This window comes from Arsenophonus nasoniae (assembly GCF_004768525.1).
Classification (GTDB): Bacteria; Pseudomonadota; Gammaproteobacteria; order Enterobacterales; family Enterobacteriaceae; genus Arsenophonus; species Arsenophonus nasoniae.
The window spans coordinates 110,413-136,812 of sequence record NZ_CP038613.1 but is presented as its reverse complement, the minus strand read 5'-3'; the positions used below and the strand labels follow the sequence as shown (position 1 = coordinate 136,812).

The following is a 26,400-nucleotide window of genomic DNA, read 5'->3' as shown; positions in this document are numbered from 1 at the left end:
ATAAGTTATGTCCAAAGATGTTACTTCATTATATCGTCAGTTACCTGCCATCGATTATTTACTGAATGAAGCGTCGGTTTTACCCTTGATAGAAGGTTATGGCCGAACTCAAGTAACAAAGATATTACGCAATATGCAGCAGCATGCACGAGAGCAAATAAAACAACAGCAATGCTTACCTGTGTGGCAAAGTGATTGGATTGCTGCCCTTACTTATCAACTTCAACGGCAGCAAAATTCCGGCTTGCGGCCAGTTTTTAATTTAACCGGCACGGTGTTACATACTAACTTAGGTCGTGCGTTAATGGCAGAAGAAGCGATTGAAGCGGTGGCTCGAGTAATGCGTTATCCAGTAACCTTAGAATATACACTTAATGAAGCAGTGCGTGGACATCGAGATCGAATATTGGCTGATTTGCTTTGCGAACTAACAGGTGCGGAAGATGCTTGTATTGTTAATAATAATGCTGCCGCAGTGTTATTAATGTTAGCAACCATCGCACCAGGACGGCAAGTTATTGTGTCGCGAGGAGAATTGGTCGAAATTGGTGGGGCATTTCGCGTGCCAGAGGTAATGAAACAGGCGGGTTGTCAGTTGGTAGAGGTAGGAACAACTAATCGAACTTATCTGCAAGATTACCAGCGTGCAATAAATGAAGAGACGGCTCTGTTAATGAAAGTCCATACCAGTAATTACCGTATTTTAGGTTTTACTGCTGAGGTTGAAGGTCAGCAACTCGCTCAACTTGGTGCTGAATATAACATTGCTACTGCGATTGATTTAGGCAGTGGGGCTCTGATTGATATGACCCAATATGGTTTACCGGCTGAGCCTATGCCGCAACACTATCTGGCACAAGGTGTTGATCTGGTCTCTATTTCCGGTGATAAATTACTTGGTGGCCCACAGGCGGGAATTATTTTTGGGAAAAAATGTTGGATTGACGCCATTCAACAACATCCGTTAAAACGCGCGTTACGCGCGGATAAAATGACACTAGCTGCCCTTGAGGCTACTTTGCGGATCTACCAGCAAGGCGAAAAAGTGACAACCTCGTTACCCACCTTTAACTTTTTGACACGACAACAAGCGGAAATTCGCCAACTGGCGCAGCGACTTATTGAGCCGATAAAACATCATTATGGTGGTAAATTTGCGGTTAAAGATGAAGCCTGTTTTTCCCAGATTGGTAGTGGTTCACTGCCAAATGAACGGCTGGCGAGTTGGGCGATAACATTTACGCCGAAAAATAATAACAATAATCTATTAGTCTCATTGTCTCGTCAATGGCGACAATTAGCTACCCCGGTTATTGGTAGGATTTCCGCTGGCCGCTTATGGCTTGACTTACGCTGCCTTAATGATGAGGCTAAGTTATTACAGGTTTTATTAAAACAATGATTTTTGCTACCGCCGGTCATGTTGACCATGGAAAAACTGCCCTGATCCAAGCCGTGACAGGGATTAATACGCTACATTTACCCGAAGAAAAAAAACGCGGCATGACGATTGATCTTGGGTTTGCCTATTGGCCCCAAGCAGATGGCAGTTCGATCGGTTTTGTTGATGTTCCTGGTCATGAAAAGTTTCTCGCTAATATGTTGGCTGGTATTGGTGGCATATCCCATATATTGCTGATCGTAGCTTGTGATGATGGCATTATGGCGCAAACCAGAGAACACCTGGCTATTTTACGTTTAATAGGTCGCCCACAGGTAATTACTGTATTGACTAAAGCTGATCGTGTCTCCCATGAGCAAATTCAAGCGGTACAATTGGCAATTTCACAATTGTTGGCTGAGCATGGGTGGTTGCAGGCAGCCTATTTTGTTACTTCTACCTTGACTGGGGAAGGCATTCCTTTATTGCGATCATATTTGCAAATGTTACATGGTCAAAATGGCCAGCATGCCAAACTTGGTCATCGATTTCGTTTAGCGATCGATCGTGTATTTAATGTCAAAGGTGCAGGTTTAGTTGTAACCGGCACAGCTTTGTCTGGCCAAGTGTCTATTGGTGATACCCTATGGTTAACAGGAATAGATAAGCAAGTTAAAATTCGGCGCTTGCATGCGCAAAACCAACCGGTATCACAGGCACAAGCCGGTGAGCGGATTGCTTTAAATCTGACCGGTGATATTAGCAAAAAACAGATTTTCCGTGGCGATTGGTTATTGAGTGAACAGCCGGCGTTTGCGGTTAATAAGGTGTTGGTTGAAGTGGAAGCGAATGAATGTTTAAAAAATTGGCAACCATTACATCTCTATCATTCCGCTAGTCATGTGACCGGACGTATCGCTTTATTAAACCAATCATCAGATAAACCTTTACTGGCTGAGTTATCCTTCGATACACCTTTATGGTTGGTGGATAATGATCGATTAATCTTACGCGATATTAGTGCCCAACGTACCCTTGCTGGCGCGCGGGTAATAAAACTTCATTCGCCACGCCGTGGTAAACGTCAAGCCAAATTCCTTTGTTGGTTATCGCAGTTGGCTAATATGAGCGGCGATAAAGAAAATTTGGCATTTCAACTACCAAGTGGTGAATTATCACTTAGTGATTATGGTTGGGCGCGTCAACTAACGAGTTCCGCATTAGAAGCGTTAGTTTCGCAATTTGATGTGCTTATGGTTAACAATATTGTCTTTTCTCAAGTGAATGCACAGCAAGCTAAACAGCATTTGATACAAACATTAGCTGAGTATCATCAAAATCATGCTGATCAGCTAGGCGTAGGCCGGGCCCGCTTAAAACGCATGGCATTACCTGGGTTGAATGATGAGCTGGTGTTTACCCTACTGCGTCAACTGGTTGATGAAAAAAAAGTCATGCAAACCCATGGCAGGCTCCATTTAGCCGAACATAGTTTAGTGTTTGATCAGCAACAGGCGCAATTATGGCAACAGTTAGAGCCCTACTTTGTGGCAGAACAGCCTTGGTGGGTACGGGAATTAGCGGCAAAAATTGAGCAAGATGAAGTTATCGTTCGCCATTTGTTGCGAAAAGCGGCAAAAATGGGTTTAATTACCGCTATTGTGTCTGATCGTTATTATCATAATTTACAAATTCAACAATTTGCCGCCATTATTCGACTTTATAATCACCGGGAAGGCGCCATTACGGTTGCCAATTTTCGCGATGAATTAGCCATAGGGAGAAAGTTAGCGGTGCAGATTTTAGAATTTTTTGATCGAAGCGGTTTTACGCGACGTAAATCTGATGCGCATATTTTAAGAGATAAAGGGTTGTTTGAATAAATTATTTTAAGTTGCTCATATTTGTACTGCCTATAAATTTATTAAAATGTTAAGCAGTTAGCTTAATTTTCTAGCATCGCAATATGTTCACTTTTCCTTTTGTTGATTGAAATTTATTGCTTTATGGAGTCAGCAATGAAAGCGATTGTTTTTACTGATCCTACCCTACCACTCACCGATATACATTCACTTTATGCAACCAAGTTGGCCAAGCCCCAACCACAGCCGCGTGATCTGTTGGTGAAAATTGCGGCGATTGCGGTAAACCCGGTGGATAGCAAAATCCGCCAGCGTGAAAAGCCTAATGTGCCACGTATTTTAGGTTGGGATGCTTGTGGTGTGGTGGAGTCTGTTGGTAGTCAGGTTAGGTTATTTAAACCTGGCGATTGGGTCTATTATGCCGGTTCAATTGATCGGCCAGGATGTTATGCCGAATATGGACTAGTCGATGAACGCATTGTCGGACATAAACCAAAATCGTTAACAGCCGTTCAAGCAGCCGCTTTGCCATTGACCTCAATTACTGCTTGGGAACTGTTATTTGACCGGCTAGCGGTTGCGGAGAATGGTGCTGCCGGTAGGTCTATATTAATTGTTGGTGCTGCTGGTGGTGTTGGTTCGATGCTGATCCAATTAGCGCGTCAGCTGACAAAGTTGCGCGTTTTAGCCACCGCTTCACGGCCGGAAACACAACAATGGGTCAGTCAGTTAGGGGCGCATGCGGTTATTAATCATAAAAAACCGTTTAGCCAACAACTGGCTGCGTTAGGTATTCAACATGTCGACTATGTGGCTTCATTAACTCATAGTGATGATTATTATCAGCAAGTGTTAGAGATTCTTATTCCACAAGGCAAATTAGCCTTAATCGATGATCCTAAAAACTTAGATATTATGCCAATGAAACGTAAAGCCCTCTCATTGCATTGGGAATTTATGTTTACGCGGCCTGTTTTTCAGACCAAAGATATGATCAAACAGCATCAGTTATTGCAACGCGTGGCCGGATTGATCGATCAAGGGATATTAAAAACCACCATCAGTGAAGAAATGGGTAAAATTAGTGCTGAAAATTTACGACTTGCCCATCAGAGAATTGAGAGTGGCAAGGTTTGGGGCAAACTGGTATTGGCTGGTTTTTAATTTGCTGATTACGGTACTGATCTAACTTTAGCGGTGCTGAATTTGCACTTCTTTTTATTATTGACTAATTGTATATGTTGGCGAAGGAAATAAGTGCCGGATGCGCTTTTGTGCTACACAAAAGATAAATATTTTTCATTTCTCTGTAGAAGTTAAAAAAGCTATGAAATATTTAATAACAGGATGTGCCGGTTTTATTGGATTTACTCTATGTCAGCGTTTATTACAAAATGGTCATCAGGTGGTTGGTCTGGATAATCTGAACCACTATTATGATCCTGATTTAAAAAAAGCTCGCCTTGAACGCTTAACCATTTATTCGCAATTTCAATTTTTGCGGCTCGACATTATTGAGCGTGAAAAAGTGATTGAAGTGATTACCTTAGGCAAATTCGATCGCGTAATTCATCTTGCTGCGCAGGCAGGTGTTCGTTACTCATTAAAGGATCCTTTTGCTTATGCGGATAGTAATTTAACCGGTTTTTTGTCAATATTAGAAGGTTGTTACTACGGTCAAATCCCCCATCTTATTTATGCTTCTTCCAGTTCGGTCTATGGCATGAATAATCAATTTCCTTGTTCTACCAATATATCCGTTGATCATCCCATCTCTCTCTATGCCGCCACCAAAAGAGCTAATGAGTTAATGGCGCATGCTTACTCTCATCTGTATAATTTGCCAACCACTGGGTTACGCTTTTTTACTGTTTACGGCCCTTGGGGACGGCCAGATATGGCGTTATTTAAATTCACTAAAGCTATTTTGGAGATGAAGCCGATTGATGTATATAATAATGGCGATCTGAGCCGCGACTTTACTTTTGTGGAAGATATTGTTGCAGGAATATTATCAATTGCTGATATCATTCCGCCAAAAAAGACCGACCGATCTTTAACGGCTAACAGTGATGCGCCTTATCGTATTTATAATATTGGTAATGGACAGCCAATAAAATTATTGGATTTTATTTCCGCCCTCGAGCAGGCATTAGGAAAAAAAGCCATTAAAAATATGCTGCCGATGCAAGCCGGCGATGTCCATACCACTTGGGCCGATACCAAAGATTTATTTTCGTTAACCGGTTATCGGCCACAGATTTCGATTAAAGAAGGGGTAAAAGCGTTTGTTGATTGGTATCGGACTTATTATCGCGTTTAGCCTGGAGCTTAAATATTTGAGAGGTTAGTTTTGAAAATTGCTATTGCAGGAACAGGTTATGTTGGCCTGTCGAATGCGATGTTGTTAGCGCAGCATCATGAAGTGGTGGCGTTAGATATTATTGCTGAAAAAGTGGCGATGCTAAATAACCAGCAATCACCCATAGTGGATAAAGAAATTGAAACGTTCCTGGCAGAAAAAGAACTGAATTTTAGGGCAACGACAGATAAACAACAGGCTTACCAGGGGGCAGATTATGTGATTGTGGCTACCCCGACTGATTATGATGCCAAAACCAATTATTTTAATACCTCTTCCGTTGAAGCGGTGATTGATGATGTAAACCACATTAATCCAGCCGCTACCATAGTGATTAAGTCAACCATTCCGGTGGGTTTTGTCGCCCGTTTGCAGCAAGAGAAAGGCTATAAAAATATCATTTTTTCACCGGAATTTTTACGTGAAGGCAGAGCACTTTATGACAATCTCTATCCTTCTCGTATTGTGGTAGGCGAACGTTCCGAGCATGCCAAGATTTTTGCTGATTTGTTATTAGAAGGGGCGCTGAAAAAGGATGTTGCCGTATTATTTACCGATGCCACCGAGGCGGAAGCGATAAAATTATTTGCTAATACCTATCTGGCGATGCGGGTTGCCTTTTTTAATGAATTAGATACTTACGCTCATAGCCGCGGACTGGATAGTCGCCAAATCATTGAAGGTGTTTCACTGGATCCGCGTATTGGCAGCCATTATAACAATCCTTCTTTTGGTTATGGTGGTTATTGTTTGCCAAAAGACACTAAGCAGTTACTGGCTAACTATGATGATGTACCAAACAATTTGATTAATGCAATCGTCGAATCCAATCGAACGCGTAAAGATTACATTGCCGAGACGATCATTAGTCAAAATCCGCAAAAAGTGGGTGTTTATCGCTTAGTGATGAAAGCCGGTTCGGATAATTTCCGCGCCTCTGCGGTACAGGGGGTGATGAAACGCATTAAAGCGAAAGGAATTGAAGTAGTAGTTTATGAGCCGGTTTTACAACAAAATGAGTTCTTTCACTCCAAAGTGATCACCGATTTAGCCGACTTTAAAGCTCAGTGCGATATTATTTTGGCTAATCGATTAGTGCCTGAACTGGAAGATGTCAAAGATAAAGTCTATACCCGCGATCTATTTGGTCACGATTAATTTTCATCACTATTCAGGCGTCAACAGGTTATTAAATTTGGCGCCTGTCATTATTCTGTTCTAAAAAGCAACATTAACCACCAGTGTATCGGTATAGCTGCCCGGTTGACTCGGGGTAGTTTGGCCGGTTAGCACTTTTGCCACATAATTGTAGGTACGAGTCAGTTGATCAGCACTGACGGTGGTAGAGTTAGCACTCGACCATAATTCACTACCACTCGATCCCCAGCGGGTGGTCGTCGTACCTTGGTAAATATCATAGCTTATCAGGCCACTGCCATGTTTCATATTGCGTACATTGCTAACTGCATTAACGCCATTATTGATACCCACATTATAGAGACTGCCTTTAGTGCAAGTGATGGAGATGGTTTGCGAGACATTAGGAAAACTGTTAACTAATGGGGCGCTACCAAAATCGATGTTAGGGGCAGTAATTGTTGAGCAATCATTGGTTACAATTAAGGTGACGGTCGGCGAAAGGGTAGTGCTGCCAGTTTGTTGATTTAAGCAGACATTACCGACACCTAATAGCCCACAAATATTCCAGTTGATGGTCAGGTTTAGCGTTACATTATAGGTGCCGGCCGATAAGTTTTGGCCGGTGGTGGTTTTAAAATAGATTGGAATAGTAAATACGTTGCCGCCTAATAAGTTAATCAAATCGGTTGATGAGTAATTGATAGTACTGCCAATCGGTGTGGTTGGTGTGCAGTTGGACGCTTTGCACATATTAATCGGTTCGAGATCGGCATTGGCAGTATTTTTCATTGCCGCTTGGGTGCCGCTGCTGCTTGAAGCACTATTTAGTTTGGCTGAGATAGTATCGGTGGTTAGCAGTGAGGCTAATACTATCCCACAAGTGACAACCAAATTAGCTGAAGTTGTTTGCACGGTACTATTGATAACAAAAGAAGTCTGACTACCAAACGAGGCATTCTGCATAGTGGCGTTGCAAGCGGCCCAGACAGGATTATTCAGTAGGCCGGTCAATAACAACAAACTGAAAAGAAATAAACCTTTATTCATGGTAACTCCTGCTGTTGCCAGCTAAAGTGCAAGTGAGTGGGCCATAAGTTTTTAGTTGTTGGTTAGGGTTTGCCGGCAATTGCAAACTAACCTGGCAGTGCTTACCTTCCGGTGTACGGACAGCAAGTAGATTGTTTGGCTCCAAATCTTCCAGATAAACCAATCCATCCCAACCAACATAGGTATCTGCTTTGCCTGCCCGTGTAACCACGCTGGCTAATGGGATGGCTTTGCCATCCTGATCGGTTAGGATCACGCTAGCGGCATGACGAATCTTTATTGGGAAATGCAGCAGATAGCCTCGGCCGCGTTTGACTGACAAACGTTGGCGTGTAGTATCTGCATAGATATCGGGTGGTAAATTTAGTGTATTGATACGAAAACTGGCTGGGTAATAGGCTGGCACGCTTGGGATCAATAGATAACCTGATTTACCGGTATTGCCATAAGGCTGGTGTTCATAATCAACGGTAATATTGGGATAACCATCGGTACTCACTAACACAAAGCCATCATTAATTTTGTTCGCAGCCTGGATAGTACCGTCCATCAGTACCAGTGAGCCAGTTACATTACCCCATTTGGTATAGTTGCTGGATGAACCGTAGATTCCAGCCTGCATTTGGACATGGTTGTTGCGCCATCCTAGCGAGGCTTGTTGATAATCGTCTTGCGAGTCCTGATGAGCGTAGGCCATATTCCAGCTAAATCCGCCGTCGCTTGGCATGGCATGGTTATAGGTGACGCGCTGAATATTTTGTCCAGCGGCATTGCGCTGCGTATCTAGGGTGACGGAATCCAAAAAGTTGAATGGAATTTGTAGTACTAAGGCAAATGACCAGTTATTTTGCGAATAGTCACGACTGGCCGAAGCATAAAGATTGCTATTGCCCCATAAGCCTTTACTCCAGGAGAAATTGAGCAACCGGTTTTTATCACCATTGAAACTGTCAATATCCAGGTAAGCTAGGCCAATGCTACCAAATTGGTCTAGAGATAATGAGGCGGAATATTGTGAACTACGCCGGCTTAAGCTGAAAATTGGTTGATTATCGTTGAGATTATTGGGTTGATCGTAAAGTGCCAAATTGCCAAATTTACGATCCCTTAGGGTATGTTGGGTAGCCAGATTAAAGCGAGACTGGCTATATTGGTAACCCCAATTGATTTGATCACCACGTTGGCCTCGCATCTGGCTGAATGTATAAGCGCCATTAAGCACACCAAAGTTGCCCAATTTGACTAAGCCGCCCAAGCCACCCAGCACCAGTGAAGAGGCGGCTTCAGCATGTGACTCTAAAGTCAGCCAATCAGTCGCGCCATAACGGTAAGAACCACTAGCGGCTAGCGGCCCGTAAGAGAAGTTTTTAATGCCATAGTCGCGGCGTAGTGCACCGGCAGAAAAAGCACCATCAGAGAGACCCGGTTTGAGCAAAGTGCTGGCGACATAAAATGGTAAGGTGGTGGAGACTTGCCGGCCAAGGGCATCGGTGGTAACCAGCACCGCTTCACCCGAACCATTAATATAGGGAATATCGGTGATGGTAAAAGGGCCAGGTTGGAGCTGGTGATTACTGGAACGATAACCATTGATAAATAGATCCACGGCAGTCGGCACCGCTGCTTTACCGGCAAAGGTCGGTAAGGGATAGGTAATAATATCTGGCCGGATAGAGAAGTCACGAGACAGTGACAGACCGCCCATGCGGACACTACTATTCCAGCTTAAAGCATTACTAATCAAATCACCCACCGTCCAGCTTAGCGCATAATTTTCATTGGTGTAGGTGGTGTCGTAACGGGTAAAACCCTGGTTAGTGTTATTGTTATCGCTACCGGCAATATGTTGTTTAAATACCCCGGTGCTGGATAAAGTGCCTGCCATACTAAATAATCGCAGTTCATTCCAGACCGAAAATTGAGTGTGATTATGCTGCGTTCGATTGGCGTAGATATCATAATTAAACAGTGCCCCCTGGCTAGTTAGCCCTGGATAGCGGCGCGGGGCATTGCCAATAGTGAGATCTTGTTGCGGTAACCAGCTATCCGGTACTTGTAATAACAGGCGTTGTTGCGCACTGTCATATTTGACTTGTACCTCGGCCATGGCACTGACATCCAGTTGTGGCTGGGTTAAGCGAGAGGCTGGAAAACCGGCCTTTTGTAGATCAGCGGCCGACAGCCAAAAATGGCCATTGCGTTCATTAACCACCGCAATAATGCCAGTGGCATACTTATTAACCACTAACTCCAATCTATATTGTAAGTTTTGTGGTTTAATCTTGCCGCTCGGTGGTGGCGGCAATTCAGTCCAGCTGTTATTGGCCGCTATCGATACTAGCGGCAAAGATAACGTCATCAGTAAGGTAAATTGGCTGGTCAATTTACCCGGCAAGTGGACAGTTTTCATCTTTACTGGTTCAACCCAGCGCTAGATGCATGCCATAATTGTTTATCAGTATTAATTTGTGCGGTTAATTGTTGTGGGCGATTAACGCCCGCTGGTAATGGCCAGATATAGCTCGAGCCGGCTAACACATAACCAAACAGGCTATCGGCCAACACCATGCGTTTTTTGCCTTGTTGTACGGCAACTTTACTTAAGCGAGCATGGATCGGCCCTTGATTGGTGATTTTCAGCGCCGGCTTACCATTTAAGCGGGTCAACTGCCAACTGAGGTATTTTTGATCCAGTTGAATTGGATCACCGGAATTCCGTATATAGTTAATACCTTCACCATAAACAAACAGTGGAATAGAATATCGCATCTGCATGTTGAGTCCAAACTTTGGTACGGCTAAGTTTTCAGCGGTTAAGATTTCATCGGCCAACAGGCGGTAGGCAACTTCTTTACCGGCCGGCACAGGAGCTTGTTTTATCAGACGGATCAGCTGTTTTTGGCCCGGTTCAATGCGCATAAAAGGCGGACTGGCGACCACCGCTTGCTGATTGCTATAGCGATCTTTGCCATCAACCTGTTGCCAGCCGATTACTCTGATCTGCATGGTCGTTGGCTCAGTGCCCTTATTTTCGATCCAGAATTCAGTGGCATTATCCTTGGCGGTTAATACTGGATCCATCGGCCAAATCATCACATGGTTAGCTGATTGAGCTGAGGGAGTTAAGAATAGTAAGGCCAATAACCATAGGGTGGAAAAACACCAAACAGTAGGTTGCAAAACATTGATCATATAGTATTCCTCCCTGATCACCAGGATAATGTTACCGTTAATAGGTCAGTATAGGTTCCGGATGGGTTATTAGCGCCATTCATTTGCAGCACACCATAGATGGGTATAATAATATTATTGCTATTACTGTAACTGACGGAGACATTCTGATTGAGCCCGATTGGAATAGTGTGAGCACTATCCGCATAAAGTAGGTAAGATAGTAGCGTGCTAAAACCGCTCTGCTTGACATTACGAATTGTCGTGTAGTTATTACCGCCATTAATGCTCATACTGAGCACGGTACCGGGGGTACAGGCTAAAGTTAACGAGGTATTGGGGGTTAAACTGGCATTAAAATTGCCATTCGCATTACTAGGATGGGTGCCAAAATTAAGGGTACCAAATAGTGTGCCACCAGATACCAGACAACCAGGCGTAATGGTGGCAGAGACCTGAAATGATTGGCTGGTAATGGCATAACTCGGCAGCGCGCTAAAAATAGCTAACAATAGAATAAAATAGGCTAAATCATGATCAAACCTTAGCCATAAATGGTTGTTGCCAGACATATTTCATCCTGAAAAAGAATATCAATTAATAAGTTACCGTAAGATTAACAACGTCAGTATAGGTTCCTGCTATGATACCCGCGTTTGTGCCATTACCCTGGATTAGGCCATATAAGGTATAGGTACTGACGCCATTTGTTGGGCCTGATACAGGGGTAATTGTTGCATTATTAGCAAGGGCAGTGCCTGGCTTTGGGGATGGGTTACTATCAAAAACACCATAGTAAACACCATGTGAGTTATTGGCTAAATTAACATAACGCGGTGTGCTACCAATCTGTGTACCATGTGGCGTTGTTGGTGCGGTGTTAGTACTACTGGTCAATGCGACGGTAAAAGTATCATTAGGTGGACACTGTACGGTAAATGTTGTGCCAGCATTATTAGAAAGTTGGGTTATTAATTGACTAAAAGTAGTGGGTTGGGTACCAAAATCCAGAGTTCCCATAGGAACGCCTGTAGTGGCCGTTGATCCGTTAACAACACAGGAGTTAGAGAGTATGAGATTAACATTAACCGTCCCCGTGGTCGTTGCTGCCAGGGCCGAATGAGAGGCTAGCAAACAGCCTATAACCATGATCAAACGTATACCTTTCATTATGGCTCCTTATCTGATAGCGAACATAGCTGTTTAATTTTTTGCTAAGACAATTATTGCTATTAATGGCTGATAGTAACGACTTGTTATGGTAATTAAGCGTTATAACAAAAAAGAATTATTTTATTACTATGATTTTTAATTTGAGTATTAATTAGAAAGTCAAAAATTGCCAATAAAATAAATAATTTTTTTGCGAATTAAATTTTTTGCCAGTAGAGATTATTTTTATCCAGTAAATTGCAGTTATTATTTCACTTTGCGAATAAATAGTAATTAATTAATATATTGTGCATTTTTTCTTAATTTGTGGTTAGTATAAATAAGCTGTTTTTATATTTAATGCATTGAAATAAAAGATATTTTAAATATCTACCTCGTTATGCAGAATAAGTCAGTCAGGTGTTGAATTGCTTATTTTTCGCGGCTAGCCGAAGTAGTTTTATATTTGTGGCAAAAAGAATTAAATTAATGGGATAGTTACAGCAGTAATAGTAAACTAAATATATTCGAACTTTTAATTTTGCTATTTTCTATTATGGCAGCAGCATTTTCATTTTATCGTTATTTAATTGGCGAGAATAATTTTAGCCCCAGCTGTTTTGCTAGGCTGGGGCAAATGCTGTAATCAATGACTATTAGATATTATTTGAACTGATAAATTATTTAACCGATGTGAAGCTATATTGCTTCTTGTTAATTTTATAATCCTTAGCAAACAAACCTTCATATTCATATATAGATTCAGCGTCAGATTCATATCCTGAATCAGTTCGATTCGTGTTTAGGTTGCTAGGCGATTGTTCAAACAAGGGTTTATCAGCCATTATTTCATCAAAATCTGATGCTAAATCATCAGCCTGTGATTCTAAATCACTAAACTCAACTTCTGACTTAGCAAACTCAAATTCTGCATCATCAAACTGTAATTCTGGCTCATCAAACTCAAATGCTGAGTTAGCAGCATTTAATTCTAAATTATAAAACTTTACACCTGCGGCTTTATGATTAAGAAAATAGTTAATAGCTGCTGGATTTAAATCATCATCAATATATTCACCCAGTCCATTTAATGGTAACGCCCATAATTCAGCAAGTGTTTTATCACCAATTTTAATCGCACTAAGTTTTTCATTAACAATCGCGCGCTCTTGTTCGCTTAGGTAAGCACTATCCTGTGTTATCACATCATAAACATCCGCTTTAGTTTGTTGCAATATATCGATAAAGAGAGAATCACTTATGCTAGTATATTGATTGAAAAACATCTCTCGCAGATTATTGTACTCTTTGCTTGCTAATGTATTTTTCAAAAAATTGTTCTCTAATTCGCCAGTGCGGATAGAAAATACCAGTTGCTTATTATTTTTAAATGCGGCAATAAGTTCATTAGGTTTGTTGCTGTTTTTAATGCCAAGATAATTATCTTTACTATAAGCACGGTCGTCTAATTTTTCTCGCAAACTATTTTGTTCTTTTTCACTGCCAGCTAAACATCTAATCGTGAAGTTTAATAGTTGCTGAATATCGTGATTTTCCACAGAGAGGGCTTCTTCTAATTTCATACTAATATTTTTAACATGAAAATTAGCTAATTGATCTCTCTCATCAATACTCCTGGTTTTTTCAAACACTTTATCGCAGTTATATAAGGTAAAGTCGCCAACTTTTAATTGATATCCCCAGTCTTCATTAGCATCTTTTGGCGTAATTTCTAATTTAAATTGATTATGATATTTAGGTAGTGCCATTTTCCTCAGTTCGATAAATTTTTCCAACCGATTTGATTCCGGATTAGAAACAGCGCTATTCTTCACATCTTGGATAGTGTCAAACAGTTGCTCTATTTTTTGACGTTTGACGCCGCCCTTAAACCAATCGATTATCGAGTCAATAAAATCGGATACGTTTTTTATTTTGGTTGCTTCATTTAAGCTATTAGCCCCCAAAATCTGATTAAATTTGTTATCACTAATGGTTAGTGGTGTTGTAGAAGAAAAACTTATTGCCATAATATCCTCAAAAAGTCAGTAAAACCTAAGTGTTGGTTATTTAATACAATCAGCAAAATGTAGGAATAAAACGATCAACCTCTTCTAAATGGTAAATTCTTATCTATTATAAAAATGAATTAAATTTTTATATTTAATTATCGGAGATTGTATTCATTGTTTTGTTAAATTAAGCTAATATATTGAAAGTGTTTTTTAATAAAAATATTTTTTCTATCTTTACTAATTGTTAATATAAAATATATTTATTAGTAAAATAAAAGATAAGTTTTTAACAAATTTTGTTCGCTTTTATTAGTTAGAGAGCTGTCGTTGGTTAAGAATATCATCTATTACTATTAGATTTTAATTTAACTTATTCATTAAATGGGTTTAAGGCCTCATTATAATTTTTATTTTTGGTAACTGAAGGCGTTAATGTATTCACGGTATTGTGTGTTTGTGGGCTATTTTTTTACTCGCTATTAATTTTGTAGCTGGTTCTTTTTTATCTTCAACAACCTGCATTTTATCTGCAATACCATGATTAATATTTTCTAAAAATGTCACTTTCTCTTTTTGGTTAAGATTTTGTGTTAGGGTACTAATTTTGCATGTTGGACAAAGAGATTTTATTATATTTTCAATACATACACTATTAGCCGGTATATTTTCTAATTTAGTTATTAAATTTTCATAAAATTCTTTTATTAATTCATTTTTTTCTTCACGACTATAAATTTTAGTTTTAGATGTTAAATTTAATTTAACATATCTTATATTGGTATCGTAATAAATATTTCTGTCATCACCACTTGCCGGGCTTAATAAGAAAACTTGCTTAGACGGTGAGACAATACCTAATATTAAATGTTTTTTATTTGTAAATTTATTTTTTTTATCAATAAAAACTAAGCTAGTATATCCCTCTTGATAGGTTTCCCTTAGTTTAGCGCCGATACTTTTTTGGTTATATATTATTGGTTCATTAGGGTTATTTATTTTTATGATAACTTCCTTATGTTTTTTATTGTTTATTTTATCATCTGTTTTTTGTTTTATGTGTCTGGCGATAGTTAAGAGAGATTCATCTTTATAAGTATAATCATGTTCATGTTGCAGTATGTCACTAACTAAAAGATTTTTTATTTCCTCAAAGGTCTTATTAACATAAGATTTACTTTCATTATATTTGCCCATATGAAGAATAATCGCTTTATTATATTCGATAATCGTTTCGTATCTGTTTTCGTTATTAGAAAATCTTTGTGTTAATTTTAACCTTTCGCCTTTAGGTAAAGAAATTAATATTACTTTTTCTTCAGATTGCTGGTTTTCAATGCTGTTGAGAGAAGATAGTAAGTTTTTAGTGATGGTAATACATTCTGATCTTACTTTTTCTTTTCTGTGATCTTCAATTAAATTTATTACAATATGACTAATCCCTAATGTTATTATGGATAACAGTAGTTTTCCTTTATCACTAAAATTAACATAATTTTCAGGCGCATTAATAATATTATTAATAAGTTTTATTTCAGTATTTAATTCAGTAGATAAAGCGCGATAAATAATCATAATTGTCACCTACAGTTATATGACTATAGGATATTAACAATATTTATTATCATAGATCAATAAAATATATATAATAATTAAATATACGGACAAATTAACTATTTTTTTGGAATATTTAGAGATATGTTTGAATAAACAAGATAATCGTCAAAATATATCTATAAATATTCGCTATTTTTATAGTATTAAAATTTTATTTTTCATGTTCGGGCGATAAAAATATTTCGATATCGGTAAAAATTTCATCCCACTCTTGCTGATCGATATGCATAAATCCAAAAGCACGCAAAATAAAAGCTCCCTCTGTGGCGAAAAAAACAAGTCGGGCACGTCTCCCCGCTTCTGTTGAAGTATCTAACTTAGCAATTCGCTCACGATACCACTCACGAGTACTATTAAGATATTCCGGTGTTTGCAATAATGCTGCCATTAAACCTGCGCCTTTAGTATTAGAAGTTTGCTCAAAATGGTAGGTTGCTTTCATGTGCGCTATTACGCGATTTTCAGCTGAACTATCCTGCGCAATTTGTTGAAAAAATATTTCATCGTAAGCTTTTTCCCAGCGATCAAACATTGCATCAATCAAGGCCTCTTTATTGCCGAAACAATACTGAACCCCGCCTTTAGAAATTCCCATCGCTTTTGCCACTGCATCGATCGTCAGCGCAGTGACACCCTGTTGATGGACAATATTTTCGGCTACGTCTAATACTTTATTTCTGTCTATACTTCTTTGGCGCCCCATTAAATAAACCTCTTTTAAAATACATGCGTATGGATTAATATTGTATATCTTAGCTTTAACGTTATGCTAGATAAATATATTACATAATTTTTTCTAAATAGAGATTTTTTATGGTTAAAACTCATGATAATCGAAGGTGGATTGCGCTCCTTTTAATTTCAAGTGCTCTTTTTTTAATTGTCATTGATATGACAGTGCTTTATACAGCATTGCCTACTTTAACCCATGAACTCCATGCCAACGCATCTGAGAAATTGTGGATTATCAATGCTTATCCGCTGGTGGTGGCCGGATTATTGCCCGCTGCAGGAATGTTAAGTGATCGCATTGGCCATAAAAAAATGTTGATCACCGGTTTACCTCTTTTTGCACTAGCGTCACTTTGTGCGGCATTTTCGCCTAATCCAGAAAGTTTGATTGCTGCGAGAGTTTTTTTAGCTGTTGGTGCCGCGATGATGATGCCAGCAACATTATCAATTGTTCGCCATATTTTTACTGAGCCTCATGAACGCTCGCTAGCGATTGGTATTTGGTCAGCAGTTGCTGCTGGTGGCGCTGCGGTTGGCCCTTTAGTAGGTGGCTTGTTACTGGAATATTTTTGGTGGGGATCGGTATTTTTAATTAATGTGCCTGTCGTTATGCTGGTACTACCTTTTTCAGTCAGTGTGATCCCAAGTTGTGGTGGAACAAACAAGCGTGTTATTGATTTTTTAGGCTCAGTATTAATCTTAATCGGTTTAGTTGGGCTGATTTATGCATTAAAAGAGTTAAGTAAACCTTCTTTTTCTTTGGTTGAGTTTTCTGTTGCTGCCTTTATTGGTGTCATTTTTATGCTGTTTTTTGTATTGCGCCAGCGCAAACAATCTCAACCGATGCTTGATTTTTCTTTATTTAGTAACCGCTTGTTCTCAGCTGGGGTAATCATTGCTGTTATTACCATGAGTGTAATTGTTGGCATTGAATTAGTTTTAAGTCAACGTTTACAATTAGTACTTGGATTCACGCCTTTACAAGCAGCACTTTGTATCCTTCCCATTCCCATTGGTTCCGTACTTGCATCACCATTAGCCGGTTTACTATTACCCCGTTTTGGCGAGAGATTAACGGCAGTAGTCGGTTTTATGTTAACGCTGGTTGGGGTAATAGGGATGGTGCTGTTTTATCAGAGCCATCTTATTTTGTTGTTGATTAATTTATTCATGATTGGTATTGGCATGGGAATGGTATTTACCACGGCTTCTACCACAATTATGCTCAATGCGCCAGATGAAAAGTCAGGTATGGCCGCTTCTATTGAAGACGTTGCTTATGAATTGGGTAGTGTATTAGGCGTTACAATACTGGGCGGAATGATGACGGCGATTTATAGTAGTAAGCTTTTTGTTCCTAAGCAAATCACCATGGATGATACGCGTGTTTATGACAGTATTGATGAAGCATTAAGTGTGGCATCAACTTTGGATAAAGAACAAGCTCAGGTATTGATACTGGAAGCAAGTAAAGCCTTTGACACTTCTTTTGTTATGGTTCTTATGACGATTGTTTGCATATTGTTAGTTAGCATTGTGGTTTTACAGCGTATGTTGCGCCCTTTAATCAAAAAATTATGATGAGGAGATGACTTTCTGTGCTGTTTTAGATTTTGCAATCAGTTTCAGCGAATGTTTTTATAAAGCCAGTGGTTGGAATTGGTTTGTCTCAGGGAAAGTGAATTGATCCTAATGTTTTATTACTGAAATTATAAGTGGTTAGAGGTAAATTGGAGATGGAGCTAGAGGCAGTGCAGTTTTTTAAAAATTTATCTGATGAAACAAGATTTAGGATCCTAGTACTTCTCCGGGAAATGGGGGAGCTTTGTGTTTATCATCTTTGTATTGCACTTGAGCAACCCCAAACTAAAATATCTCGTCATCTAGCAATGTTAAAAAAGGGTGGATTGCTACAAAATCGTAAAGAAGGAAAATGGGTTTTTTATCGACTTTCTTCCCAGGCTTCTCCATGGGTTATGCAAATTATTGAGTCTGTATGGTCAAATCAATACCAACTAATCGACTCAATGATCAATAAATTGATCCTAGTAGAGTTCCCTGTGTAGTGGTCTAATAAAACTGTAGAGATTTATAGCTTATAATTAAGCAAAATCTTATAGGTATAAATATGACCCGAAAAGTAAAAGTAACCTTTAGCGGAAAGCAAAAACTGGAATATGCAAAACTCATGGTTGAAGGTGGATATAGCAATATCCAAGTTGAAAAAATATCCGGTGCGGGTAAATCTGCCGTATCACGATGGAAGCAACAATATCTTGCCGAGTTAAATGGGAATACGCCTGTAAAATCAAAAGCGTTAACACCCGAGCAACAGCGCATACAAGAATTAGAAGTTCAACTTAAGCGTGCTCAGAGGGATAATGACATATTAAAAAAAGCCGCGGCTTACTTCATCCTCGACAATCAAAACTCAAAATCGTGAAGCAACTGAAAATCATGTACCCCAATTTTACGGTCACTGAGTTATGCCATCTTTTTGAAGTAAGCAGCAGTAGTTTTATTATGAAACGAAAATACCGACAGTTGAAAATGAAAGACTGTGTGGCGAAATCAAACGTATTTTTTATACATCGGGTCAAATTTATGGCAAAAGACGTATTCAAGCCGAGTTAAAGGGTTTAGGGCACCAAATTGGCACTTATAAAATATCGAACATCATGAAATTAAATCAATTAGTTGCAATTAGACCAACGAAAAAGCACTACTATCACTCATCGGGTAACGAACATCGATATGCCCCTAATTTGCTTAAACGACAATTTTCCCCTGAACAGCATAATCACTATTATGTCGGGGATATCACGTATATTAGACATCACTATGGGTGGAGCTATTTAGCCTGTGTGTTGGATTTAGCCACCAAAGAAATTATTGGTTATGCCTTATCAACAAAACCGGATTCGAAATTAGTGAAAGAAGCCTTAGATAACGCAATTGAACGGCAATTACCGGATACGACAAGTTTGATGTTCCATTCAGATCAAGGTTGCCAATATTCATCGGAGGAGTTTAGGGCGCACCTCTTTGAACGGAAAATAACTCAAAGCATGAGTCGGCGAGGTAATTGCCTCGATAATGCCGTGATGGAAAGATTTTTTAGGAGTTTAAAGACAGAAAGACTTAACCGTTTATCGTTTATGAATCATCAATCTGTTGTCTGTGAAGTTGAAAATTATATTCAGTTTTACAATTATTATCGACGCCATTCAACGATTGGTTATTTAACGCCACATCAAAAATATCATGAACTAAAAAATGCCGCTTAGATCTTCTACAGAATTTGTTGACCATTACACTGCCCGGAGTATTAATTTACCGCTCCCAAATATAACGCGATAGCGAGTAATGTGAGCAACCTTTTATTTGTCTATTTATGACTAATCAGAATAACTTAGTATTCTGATTAGTCATTTTTTAAATAATTTTTAATTTTGCTAGACACTGTAAAGTCAGTGATTCACGTTTTGACATGGTTTTATCATCTGAGATTGCGATATTTAGAGCAAAAGTTTTTATTTTGCCATTAGCGTTTTCCACCCATCCGACATACCAGCCAATACGCTCTCCATTGATATTCGCTAAGCCACTTTTAGCGTAAATTTTAATATTGGCTGTCTGTTTAATAAGTAGCATAGCAGCGACTTCATTTTGAATGGTTTTATCAATGGGTAATTGTTTGGTTGCTAACTTATAAATAAATTGTGCCTGTTCTGCCGGACTAATTTTTAATGGCCCATCTAACCAAAATTTGGTGACATCATTACCTATTTTGCTATTACCGTAGTGCAAACGATAAAGTTCTTTTTTCATTATTGCCAGACCAGTACGTCTTGCGATTTCCTGATAGATAGGAACAGCGGATAATTTCATTGCTTCTTGCAAATTCATATCTTTATTCCAGCTACTAAGATATCTGGGCTGACCATCCCATTTAAAAATTTCTTTAACGGTCACTTTTTGATTTTTTAAAGCAATTAAGGCATTAACAATTTTAAATGTTGATGCGGGAACATATTGTATTGTTGCACGTTTTGTGTCGTTGCCATAATTGTTAATTGATTTACCATCATATATGGTTAATACGCCATGTATATGCTGTTGCTGAAAGATTTTTTTTATTTCGCTAACAACATGATTTTCTGCTGTTTTTTTCAGCGGCTTGGTAATGTTTTTATCATCATTAGAAATGATATTTGCCGGAGTAGTAATTGGTAAAAATAGTAGAATAATAACAATCAGCTTTTTATTCATATTTGTATTCTTTAAATAATTTATACGGCAGACATTATCATACTTTTGTCAGGGTTAGGCTGTGTCCCTTAATTGCTTGAGCTATAGTATCCATCTGTTTCTACGATACTTTGAATTATGGCTCGCTACGATCTTTCTGATGAAGCATGGGCAATCATTGAGCCCTTGTTGCCAACCGTTTTGACATCTTCGCGGGTCGGTCGGCCGTGGGCAGAACATCGCAAAATCGTCAACGGCATGTTCTGGATACTGTGTTCAGGCGCCCCATGGCGTGATTTACCTGAACGTTACGGCCCATGGAAAACCGTTTATAACCGTTTCAACAGATGGTCAAAGGATGGAACTATTAACATTATTTTCAATAAGTTGCTTTCATTTCTTGATGCTCATGAACTGGTTGACTGGTCAGCCATTGCGCTGGATGGCAGTAATATTCGTGCTCTCAAATGTGCGGCTGGTGCTCAAAAAAACATCCCGATATTACCGACGATAACAGCTTGGGTCGCTCACGAGGTGGTTATGGCACCAAAATCCACATGGCGACTGACGGAAGCGGCATCCCGCTAAACATCGTACTGAGTGCTGGGCAGGCTCACGAAAGCCTGTTCGCGCTACGACTCCTGGACGGCATTGGCGTGCAACGCCAGAACGGCAGCATGAAGCGTCGTGGTCATACGGTACTGGCTGACAAAGCCTACTCTGGGAATGCGCTACGTAACGAGTTGAAAAGAAAGGGATGAAAACGGTTATTCCCGAAATCAAATGAAAAACTGGCTTCAGATGGACGCTCGCAACTTGATCGTGATGCTTATCGCCATCGCAACGTTGTGGAAAGGTGTTTTGGCCGTTTAAAGGAATATCGCCGGATCGCTACACGTTATGAAAAAACGGCAAGAAACTATCTAGCAATGGTGAAACTGGGCTGCATTCGCTTGTTTTACCGCCGATTACGCAATTAAGGGACACAGCCTAGTACTAAACGTAAGACTCGTTTTTATTTATTGTTAACAACGTTTCTTTTTACTGTTTATTCATTACCACTCAAGTATTAAGTAAAAAACAGAGAAAAAATCATGAGGCTCGCTATCAAACCGATAACATCGAACAACTAAAGAAATACTTGTCAACCACTGGTGATCATGCTGAAAATTAGTCGTAGTTAGGTATTGTTGTTAATGCAGCTAAGGGCCCATTGAATTTTTGATTAACAAAAAATAACAACATGGCGATTGAATCCGCATTATTAAGTATTGTCTCTGCTTTAAGATAGGTACAGCGACTATTAAATACACTAAAAATAGTATTTTCATAGTCAGGCCCATTAACAAGAAAGTCATTTTTTCTATAATTGATCGTTTGCATTCTAGTAAGAACATCGATTTTGCCTGCAAAAGAATCAAAACCGACCGCTCCGATTTTAGAGGGTGGGGGAACGCTTACAATATACCAAAAATCTTTAGTTTTTAGCGAAATATGTGATAATTCGTGAATAAAATTCCATGCGATAGCATTGGAATATTCATGTACAGCTGAATTGGTCATAAAGATACAGAATTCTGGATCGTTCTCATAAATCCAGGCCACTTTTTGATTATCTTTTTTGTTCTCTTTAACACTGATTATCTTATCCGGTGAATAGCGATTAACGAATGCTAAAAATTTTTTGATATGTATTTTGACCAAATTAATAATAGATTTATCGGTATCAGGATCAGGATAATTTATATCTCTAAAATAGCTAACAATTTCTTGTTGAATGGCCTGTTTCTCTAGTGCCGATAGTTCATTGCTAAATAGATTGTTAACAAAGTTAACGCCTTCTTTTACTTTTAAAAATGCTAATTCTAATTTTTGACCAAACATCGGATCTGAAATTTTAATATTATTTAAACCAACCGCCTCTATACTTTCATCGATGAGATCTATTTTTTTTAAGTGTGCTAATAGTTGTTGCGTTTTTTTTTCTTGCTGGCGTGTCTCTTGCTTAATTTGGGGTTCGGCTATTTTAACTAGACTTTCTGATGTTGAACGATCAACTTGTGTAACGCTCTCGATTGGTGTTAGTTTACTGGATGTTCGTTGTAATTTTTTTATGATTACGGGAATTGCTGGTTTTTCTGCAATTAATTTAGCTTTAGCTATGATTATTGTGTTATCTGACAACGCTAAATTGTTTGCCGTGTTAGAAACTGATTGAACATTCTGTAGAAGGGATCCTTTTCTATTAATATCTTTAATGTCGTCTTCTTTTTTATAATAACAATAGACATCCGTGCTAGATGAAGGATTATTTTGTGTACTAGTTACAGTATTATAGGATGATAGCATAAGTTATTTTTTATAAATCAAAATATATTCTATAGTAATATTTATTTTTAAATAAAACCTACCGTTAAGTTAACTAATCTGCTGTAAATTATTTAGTTAATATCGCTAGTTTATCAAAAATTAGCACTATTTTTTAGCTGGTTGTTTAAGTGATTTTTGATTGACAAATTATGATTATATTCTGTTAACCTAAAATGATTGAATTGAAGCCGATAAAAATTGACGGTGTTGAGAGGGGAATAAATTGGAAAAATAAGGCCAGATGTTGACCTTATTACAACCGAAAATAAATATTACTTAACTAATGTAACCGCCTCACAGGTAAGTTGACCAATAGCAGCCCAATCTCTAGCTTTTATTAATTTATTTTCCACCATCCATGAACCTCCACAAGCAACGACTTGTGGCAAAGCAAGATAATGGCGAATATTTTCTGGGCTGATCCCACCGGTTGGCATAATTTCTAATTGCGGGTAGGGAGCGAGTAGTGCTTTGAGCATAGATAAACCACCTGAAGGTTCTGCGGGGAAGAATTTAACAAGATTAATACCAAGTTGCATAGCTTGCTCAATTTGAGTTGGATTATTTATACCAGGAATAATTGGTATGTCTAATTCATGACATCCTTTTACCGTATCTGGGTTTAAACCAGGTGAAACGATAAAATCAGCGCCAACAGCTTCGGCTTGTCTAATTTGCTCTCGATTAATAATAGTGCCTGCACCAATCAAAATTTTGTTCGGCATCGCTTCTTTAAGCAGTTTGATTGCATCTGCTGCTGCTGGCGTACGAAACGTAATTTCTGCTACTGGTAATCCATTTTTTTCTAATGTTTTGCCTAAAGGAACAATATCTTGTGCTCGTTCAATGGTAATAACCGGAATGATCCTCAATTGTCGTAATTTATCTATCAGTGTGAGCATAATCAATTTTCCTTTGGTCTTGAAATTGGTGAGTAATACTTTTTGTTACTGAAGAGGAATGATAGCACTTTTATATTAAATAACGATATTTGCTAGTAACTGAATTATTAGCTTGTTTTTAATACCGATTTGACCATTTTTAATGGAGAGATGAGGTAATTATTTAACAAAATTCGTAGCTGGTAAGAATGAATAATCGTATTATATAAATAGAACGTTAATTTATTTTTTATTAATCTCTCTATTTATATCTTTTAATTATAAGGAATAGCTAAAAAATTACTTTACTGCATTGTTTATTAATAATGCTAATTATTTATTGTTATTTTTTATATAAAATAAAAATGCTAAATATGTTTATAAAAATTCATTGGAAAACTAGTATAACAATCTATTATTCCTTCATATTCTTAATTAATGAATTTTAGTTATATGAATAAATATTTTTATATATTCAATTGAAGAAGAATTAAAAATTATACCTAAGTTTAGTTATTTTTTGTTGAAAAATAGAAAAAACAATCGATATATATCGTTTTTTATTTAGACATGAATAAATCAATGTTTTTTGTTGTTAAATTTGGCATAAAATTTCAATTATTTATTAATTTTATCTGAACGCTTTCTAAAGTTGAGCTGGAATAAAAAATTCACTTAATCAATCAGATAAAATATCTGGCAATCCAGTCTATAAGTAGTAATTAATTCGAGTAATTTTTTCTGTTAAATTATTTTCATTATTATAAATCTAAATTGATTTGCGAATGATTAACTTATTTCTTAAATAGAAAAATACTTTTATCTATTGATTATTAAATAAAATATTTACTTTGATATAAATCACAAAAAATAAAAATATCATTTTACCTTTCTTGTAAGTTAGATAGAGGCATCTAATATCAATTCAGGTTAATGTTATTTCTTATTAACCTTTTCCATTATGCCAATAAAATAAATTCTATTTTATTGGCTTATTCATTTATTTTTTTGGAGTTAATTATGTTTAAGAAAATACTCCCGTTATTGCTATTATCTGCGACTTTATTTTCGTCGCATATATTAGCTGCGACTAATTCAGCAGGTGGAATAATTTCATTTGCTGGTGCTATAAGTGATACTACTTGTAAAATTAATGGAGGTGATAGTGCAAACTTTACTATATTACTAGATCCCATTTCGGTTTCTGATGCCGGAACAGCGGCATATACTGTTGTTGCAAAAAATCAGAAAGCATTTAAGTTAACTTTTTCTGATTGTGCACCTGCTGGCAATTCAGGCGGTAATTTACAATTTCATTTTTCATCACCAAGTAGTATCTCGACGGATGGTCAATATTTGGTGAATGATACTGTTGATGAAAATAATCCTAATGTAGCAAAAAATGTTGGATTTAGTTTATCTGCACCAAATGCTACAACGACCGCTATTGCATTAAATACCCCTTATGATACGAGCATAAAAGGAGATAAAACAGCACCACAAGCTGACGAGTTAACGTTCATCGTTAGTTATTACAAAACGCGAGCGGCACCCGCTAAAGCGGGTCCATTGCATGCAAATTTAATCTATACCATCTCTTATTTGTAAATAACATTAACCAGGCTCTTTTTGAGTCTGGTTTTTAACGGACTATTTATTATGAAAAAATTTTTGTTATTTATTATATTAATTATTTCTTCTAAAAATATATTAGCCAATATTGTATTGCAAGGGACTCGGATCATTTATTATGAAGGGAAGGACAATGTTACAGTGCAATTAACAAATCATGGAAAGCTACCGGCATTAGTACAATCATGGATTGATGATGGCAATATAAATTCTACCCCTGAAAAGAGCCATTCACCGTTTTATGTTTTCCCACCTATTGTAAAAATAGCGGGACTAAAAGGACAACAATTAAAAATAAAAATGATGTCGCATAAATTAGCTAAAGATAGAGAGAGTATTTTTTATTTAAATATTCTTGATATTCCGCCATACCCAGAAAATACCCAAGGTAAAAGCGTTTTACAATTGGCAATTAAATCAAGAGTTAAATTATTTTATCGGCCTAAGAGATTGATTACTCCTCCGGCAGAGGTATATAAAAAAATAAGTTATAAGTTAGAGGATAATAGCATTATAGTAAAAAATGATTCTAAATATTATTTCACGATAGCAAAAATAACGAATATTAATGAGACAAAAAAGAATCTGACAAAATCGAAGATGATCCCTCCGCTATCAAGCTCTAAATTGCCGCTAAAAAATAAGGTTAAGCATAATAAATTAACCGTAACTTATGTTGATGATTTTGGTGTTTATAAAACAAAAAATATTAACCTTAAATAAGAAGATAAATCGTGAAAAAAATATATTATCTTTATAATAGCCTAATTTTATTAGGTATATTGGATTA

At 37.8% G+C, this 26,400-nt stretch carries 20 protein-coding genes and 2 pseudogenes; 11 read left to right on the top strand and 11 right to left on the bottom strand.

Going from position 1 to position 26,400, the window contains the following annotated elements:
* Nucleotides 1-7 precede the first annotated feature (7 nt).
* From selA to ArsFIN_RS00520, 5 genes are all read left to right on the top strand, one after another.
* Nucleotides 8-1,402 carry an L-seryl-tRNA(Sec) selenium transferase gene (gene selA / locus ArsFIN_RS00540; RefSeq protein ID WP_026823074.1) on the top strand — a complete coding sequence of 465 codons (1,395 nt, stop codon included), beginning with the start codon at nucleotides 8-10 and terminating at the stop codon, nucleotides 1,400-1,402.
* On the top strand, nucleotides 1,399-3,264 hold the full coding sequence (gene selB / locus ArsFIN_RS00535) for a selenocysteine-specific translation elongation factor (RefSeq protein ID WP_026823075.1): 1,866 nt from the start codon (nucleotides 1,399-1,401) through the stop codon (nucleotides 3,262-3,264). The genes selA and selB overlap by 4 nt, the downstream gene beginning before the upstream one ends.
* A 135-nt stretch (nucleotides 3,265-3,399) precedes the next feature.
* Entirely contained in the window at nucleotides 3,400-4,407 is a 1,008-nt protein-coding gene (locus tag ArsFIN_RS00530) for a zinc-binding alcohol dehydrogenase family protein (protein WP_026823076.1), read from the top strand.
* A 163-nt stretch (nucleotides 4,408-4,570) separates the two neighbouring features.
* Nucleotides 4,571-5,566 carry an NAD-dependent epimerase gene (locus tag ArsFIN_RS00525; protein WP_026823077.1) on the top strand — a complete coding sequence of 332 codons (996 nt, stop codon included), beginning with the start codon at nucleotides 4,571-4,573 and terminating at the stop codon, nucleotides 5,564-5,566.
* Nucleotides 5,567-5,596: 30 nt separating this feature from the next.
* Nucleotides 5,597-6,763: a nucleotide sugar dehydrogenase gene (locus ArsFIN_RS00520; protein WP_026823078.1), complete on the top strand. Its 1,167-nt coding sequence runs from the start codon at nucleotides 5,597-5,599 to the stop codon at nucleotides 6,761-6,763.
* 60 nt (nucleotides 6,764-6,823) lie between these two features.
* Here ArsFIN_RS00520 and ArsFIN_RS00515 read toward each other — a convergent pair whose 3' ends face one another.
* The 8 genes from ArsFIN_RS00515 to ArsFIN_RS00480 form a co-directional block, all read right to left on the bottom strand.
* Nucleotides 6,824-7,792 carry a Csu type fimbrial protein gene (locus ArsFIN_RS00515; RefSeq protein WP_026823079.1) on the bottom strand — a complete coding sequence of 323 codons (969 nt, stop codon included), beginning with the start codon at nucleotides 7,790-7,792 and terminating at the stop codon, nucleotides 6,824-6,826.
* Complete coding sequence (locus ArsFIN_RS00510) at nucleotides 7,785-10,202, bottom strand: fimbria/pilus outer membrane usher protein (RefSeq protein WP_246067302.1); 2,418 nt, start codon at nucleotides 10,200-10,202, stop codon at nucleotides 7,785-7,787. The genes ArsFIN_RS00515 and ArsFIN_RS00510 overlap by 8 nt, the downstream gene beginning before the upstream one ends.
* Nucleotides 10,203-10,204: 2 nt before the next feature.
* Entirely contained in the window at nucleotides 10,205-10,885 is a 681-nt protein-coding gene (locus ArsFIN_RS00505) for a fimbrial biogenesis chaperone (protein WP_246067300.1), read from the bottom strand.
* 116 nt (nucleotides 10,886-11,001) lie between these two features.
* Nucleotides 11,002-11,535, bottom strand: coding sequence for a Csu type fimbrial protein (locus tag ArsFIN_RS00500; protein ID WP_051297042.1), 534 nt, complete (start codon nucleotides 11,533-11,535; stop codon nucleotides 11,002-11,004).
* 25 nt (nucleotides 11,536-11,560) lie between these two features.
* Nucleotides 11,561-12,133, bottom strand: coding sequence for a spore coat protein U domain-containing protein (locus tag ArsFIN_RS00495; RefSeq protein WP_026823082.1), 573 nt, complete (start codon nucleotides 12,131-12,133; stop codon nucleotides 11,561-11,563).
* Nucleotides 12,134-12,795: 662 nt separating this feature from the next.
* Complete coding sequence (locus ArsFIN_RS00490; protein WP_026823083.1) at nucleotides 12,796-14,145, bottom strand: hypothetical protein; 1,350 nt, start codon at nucleotides 14,143-14,145, stop codon at nucleotides 12,796-12,798.
* 423 nt (nucleotides 14,146-14,568) lie between these two features.
* Nucleotides 14,569-15,702, bottom strand: a complete 1,134-nt coding sequence (locus tag ArsFIN_RS00485) for a hypothetical protein (RefSeq protein WP_026823084.1) — start codon at nucleotides 15,700-15,702, stop codon at nucleotides 14,569-14,571.
* A gap of 193 nt (nucleotides 15,703-15,895) precedes the next feature.
* On the bottom strand, nucleotides 15,896-16,447 hold the full coding sequence (locus tag ArsFIN_RS00480; RefSeq protein ID WP_026823085.1) for a TetR/AcrR family transcriptional regulator: 552 nt from the start codon (nucleotides 16,445-16,447) through the stop codon (nucleotides 15,896-15,898).
* Between the two features lie 110 nt (nucleotides 16,448-16,557).
* On the opposite strand from ArsFIN_RS00480, the gene ArsFIN_RS00475 reads away from it, so the two are divergent.
* The 3 genes and pseudogenes from ArsFIN_RS00475 to ArsFIN_RS00465 all read left to right on the top strand — a co-directional run bounded on the left by ArsFIN_RS00475 (nucleotide 16,558) and on the right by ArsFIN_RS00465 (nucleotide 19,763).
* Nucleotides 16,558-18,057, top strand: coding sequence for an MFS transporter (locus tag ArsFIN_RS00475; RefSeq protein WP_026823086.1), 1,500 nt, complete (start codon nucleotides 16,558-16,560; stop codon nucleotides 18,055-18,057).
* Between the two features lie 155 nt (nucleotides 18,058-18,212).
* Entirely contained in the window at nucleotides 18,213-18,542 is a 330-nt protein-coding gene (locus ArsFIN_RS00470) for a metalloregulator ArsR/SmtB family transcription factor (RefSeq protein ID WP_026823087.1), read from the top strand.
* A 62-nt stretch (nucleotides 18,543-18,604) separates the two neighbouring features.
* Nucleotides 18,605-19,763 (top strand): annotated as a pseudogene (locus ArsFIN_RS00465) (IS3 family transposase).
* A gap of 148 nt (nucleotides 19,764-19,911) precedes the next feature.
* On the opposite strand, the gene blaOXA reads toward ArsFIN_RS00465, so the two are convergent.
* The gene (blaOXA, locus tag ArsFIN_RS00460; RefSeq protein WP_026824192.1) at nucleotides 19,912-20,748 is read right to left on the bottom strand and encodes a class D beta-lactamase; all 837 of its coding nucleotides are present in this window, start codon (nucleotides 20,746-20,748) and stop codon (nucleotides 19,912-19,914) included.
* A 117-nt stretch (nucleotides 20,749-20,865) separates the two neighbouring features.
* On the opposite strand from blaOXA, the pseudogene ArsFIN_RS00455 reads away from it, so the two are divergent.
* Nucleotides 20,866-21,707: pseudogene (locus tag ArsFIN_RS00455) on the top strand (IS5 family transposase).
* A gap of 190 nt (nucleotides 21,708-21,897) precedes the next feature.
* Here the strand turns inward: ArsFIN_RS00455 and ArsFIN_RS00450 are convergent.
* Together ArsFIN_RS00450 and ArsFIN_RS00445 are read right to left on the bottom strand one after the other, a co-directional pair.
* The gene (locus ArsFIN_RS00450) at nucleotides 21,898-22,911 is read right to left on the bottom strand and encodes a hypothetical protein (RefSeq protein WP_135677402.1); all 1,014 of its coding nucleotides are present in this window, start codon (nucleotides 22,909-22,911) and stop codon (nucleotides 21,898-21,900) included.
* Nucleotides 22,912-23,369: 458 nt separating this feature from the next.
* The gene (locus ArsFIN_RS00445; RefSeq protein ID WP_026823121.1) at nucleotides 23,370-23,999 is read right to left on the bottom strand and encodes a bifunctional 4-hydroxy-2-oxoglutarate aldolase/2-dehydro-3-deoxy-phosphogluconate aldolase; all 630 of its coding nucleotides are present in this window, start codon (nucleotides 23,997-23,999) and stop codon (nucleotides 23,370-23,372) included.
* Between the two features lie 999 nt (nucleotides 24,000-24,998).
* Here ArsFIN_RS00445 and ArsFIN_RS00440 point away from each other — a divergent pair.
* Together ArsFIN_RS00440 and ArsFIN_RS00435 are read left to right on the top strand one after the other, a co-directional pair.
* Nucleotides 24,999-25,586, top strand: a complete 588-nt coding sequence (locus tag ArsFIN_RS00440) for a fimbrial protein (RefSeq protein WP_026823120.1) — start codon at nucleotides 24,999-25,001, stop codon at nucleotides 25,584-25,586.
* Between the two features lie 51 nt (nucleotides 25,587-25,637).
* Nucleotides 25,638-26,333, top strand: coding sequence for a fimbrial biogenesis chaperone (locus ArsFIN_RS00435; protein WP_026823119.1), 696 nt, complete (start codon nucleotides 25,638-25,640; stop codon nucleotides 26,331-26,333).
* Nucleotides 26,334-26,400 lie beyond the last annotated feature (67 nt).

What these genes read in the sequence shown, in the direction of transcription:
- ArsFIN_RS00495 (WP_026823082.1), bottom strand. Translation starts at nt 12,133, where the DNA reads ATGAAAGGTATACGTTTGATCATGGTTATAGGCTGTTTGCTAGCCTCT.
- ArsFIN_RS00525 (WP_026823077.1), top strand. Translation starts at nt 4,571, where the DNA reads ATGAAATATTTAATAACAGGATGTGCCGGTTTTATTGGATTTACTCTA.
- ArsFIN_RS00490 (WP_026823083.1), bottom strand. Translation starts at nt 14,145, where the DNA reads ATGGCAATAAGTTTTTCTTCTACAACACCACTAACCATTAGTGATAAC.
- ArsFIN_RS00505 (WP_246067300.1), bottom strand. Translation starts at nt 10,885, where the DNA reads ATGATTTGGCCGATGGATCCAGTATTAACCGCCAAGGATAATGCCACT.
- ArsFIN_RS00480 (WP_026823085.1), bottom strand. Translation starts at nt 16,447, where the DNA reads ATGGGGCGCCAAAGAAGTATAGACAGAAATAAAGTATTAGACGTAGCC.
- ArsFIN_RS00510 (WP_246067302.1), bottom strand. Translation starts at nt 10,202, where the DNA reads ATGAAAACTGTCCACTTGCCGGGTAAATTGACCAGCCAATTTACCTTA.
- ArsFIN_RS00500 (WP_051297042.1), bottom strand. Translation starts at nt 11,535, where the DNA reads ATGTCTGGCAACAACCATTTATGGCTAAGGTTTGATCATGATTTAGCC.
- ArsFIN_RS00530 (WP_026823076.1), top strand. Translation starts at nt 3,400, where the DNA reads ATGAAAGCGATTGTTTTTACTGATCCTACCCTACCACTCACCGATATA.
- ArsFIN_RS00440 (WP_026823120.1), top strand. Translation starts at nt 24,999, where the DNA reads ATGTTTAAGAAAATACTCCCGTTATTGCTATTATCTGCGACTTTATTT.
- selA (WP_026823074.1), top strand. Translation starts at nt 8, where the DNA reads ATGTCCAAAGATGTTACTTCATTATATCGTCAGTTACCTGCCATCGAT.
- blaOXA (WP_026824192.1), bottom strand. Translation starts at nt 20,748, where the DNA reads ATGAATAAAAAGCTGATTGTTATTATTCTACTATTTTTACCAATTACT.
- selB (WP_026823075.1), top strand. Translation starts at nt 1,399, where the DNA reads ATGATTTTTGCTACCGCCGGTCATGTTGACCATGGAAAAACTGCCCTG.
- ArsFIN_RS00435 (WP_026823119.1), top strand. Translation starts at nt 25,638, where the DNA reads ATGAAAAAATTTTTGTTATTTATTATATTAATTATTTCTTCTAAAAAT.
- ArsFIN_RS00445 (WP_026823121.1), bottom strand. Translation starts at nt 23,999, where the DNA reads ATGCTCACACTGATAGATAAATTACGACAATTGAGGATCATTCCGGTT.
- ArsFIN_RS00470 (WP_026823087.1), top strand. Translation starts at nt 18,213, where the DNA reads ATGGAGCTAGAGGCAGTGCAGTTTTTTAAAAATTTATCTGATGAAACA.
- ArsFIN_RS00485 (WP_026823084.1), bottom strand. Translation starts at nt 15,702, where the DNA reads ATGATTATTTATCGCGCTTTATCTACTGAATTAAATACTGAAATAAAA.
- ArsFIN_RS00515 (WP_026823079.1), bottom strand. Translation starts at nt 7,792, where the DNA reads ATGAATAAAGGTTTATTTCTTTTCAGTTTGTTGTTATTGACCGGCCTA.
- ArsFIN_RS00475 (WP_026823086.1), top strand. Translation starts at nt 16,558, where the DNA reads ATGGTTAAAACTCATGATAATCGAAGGTGGATTGCGCTCCTTTTAATT.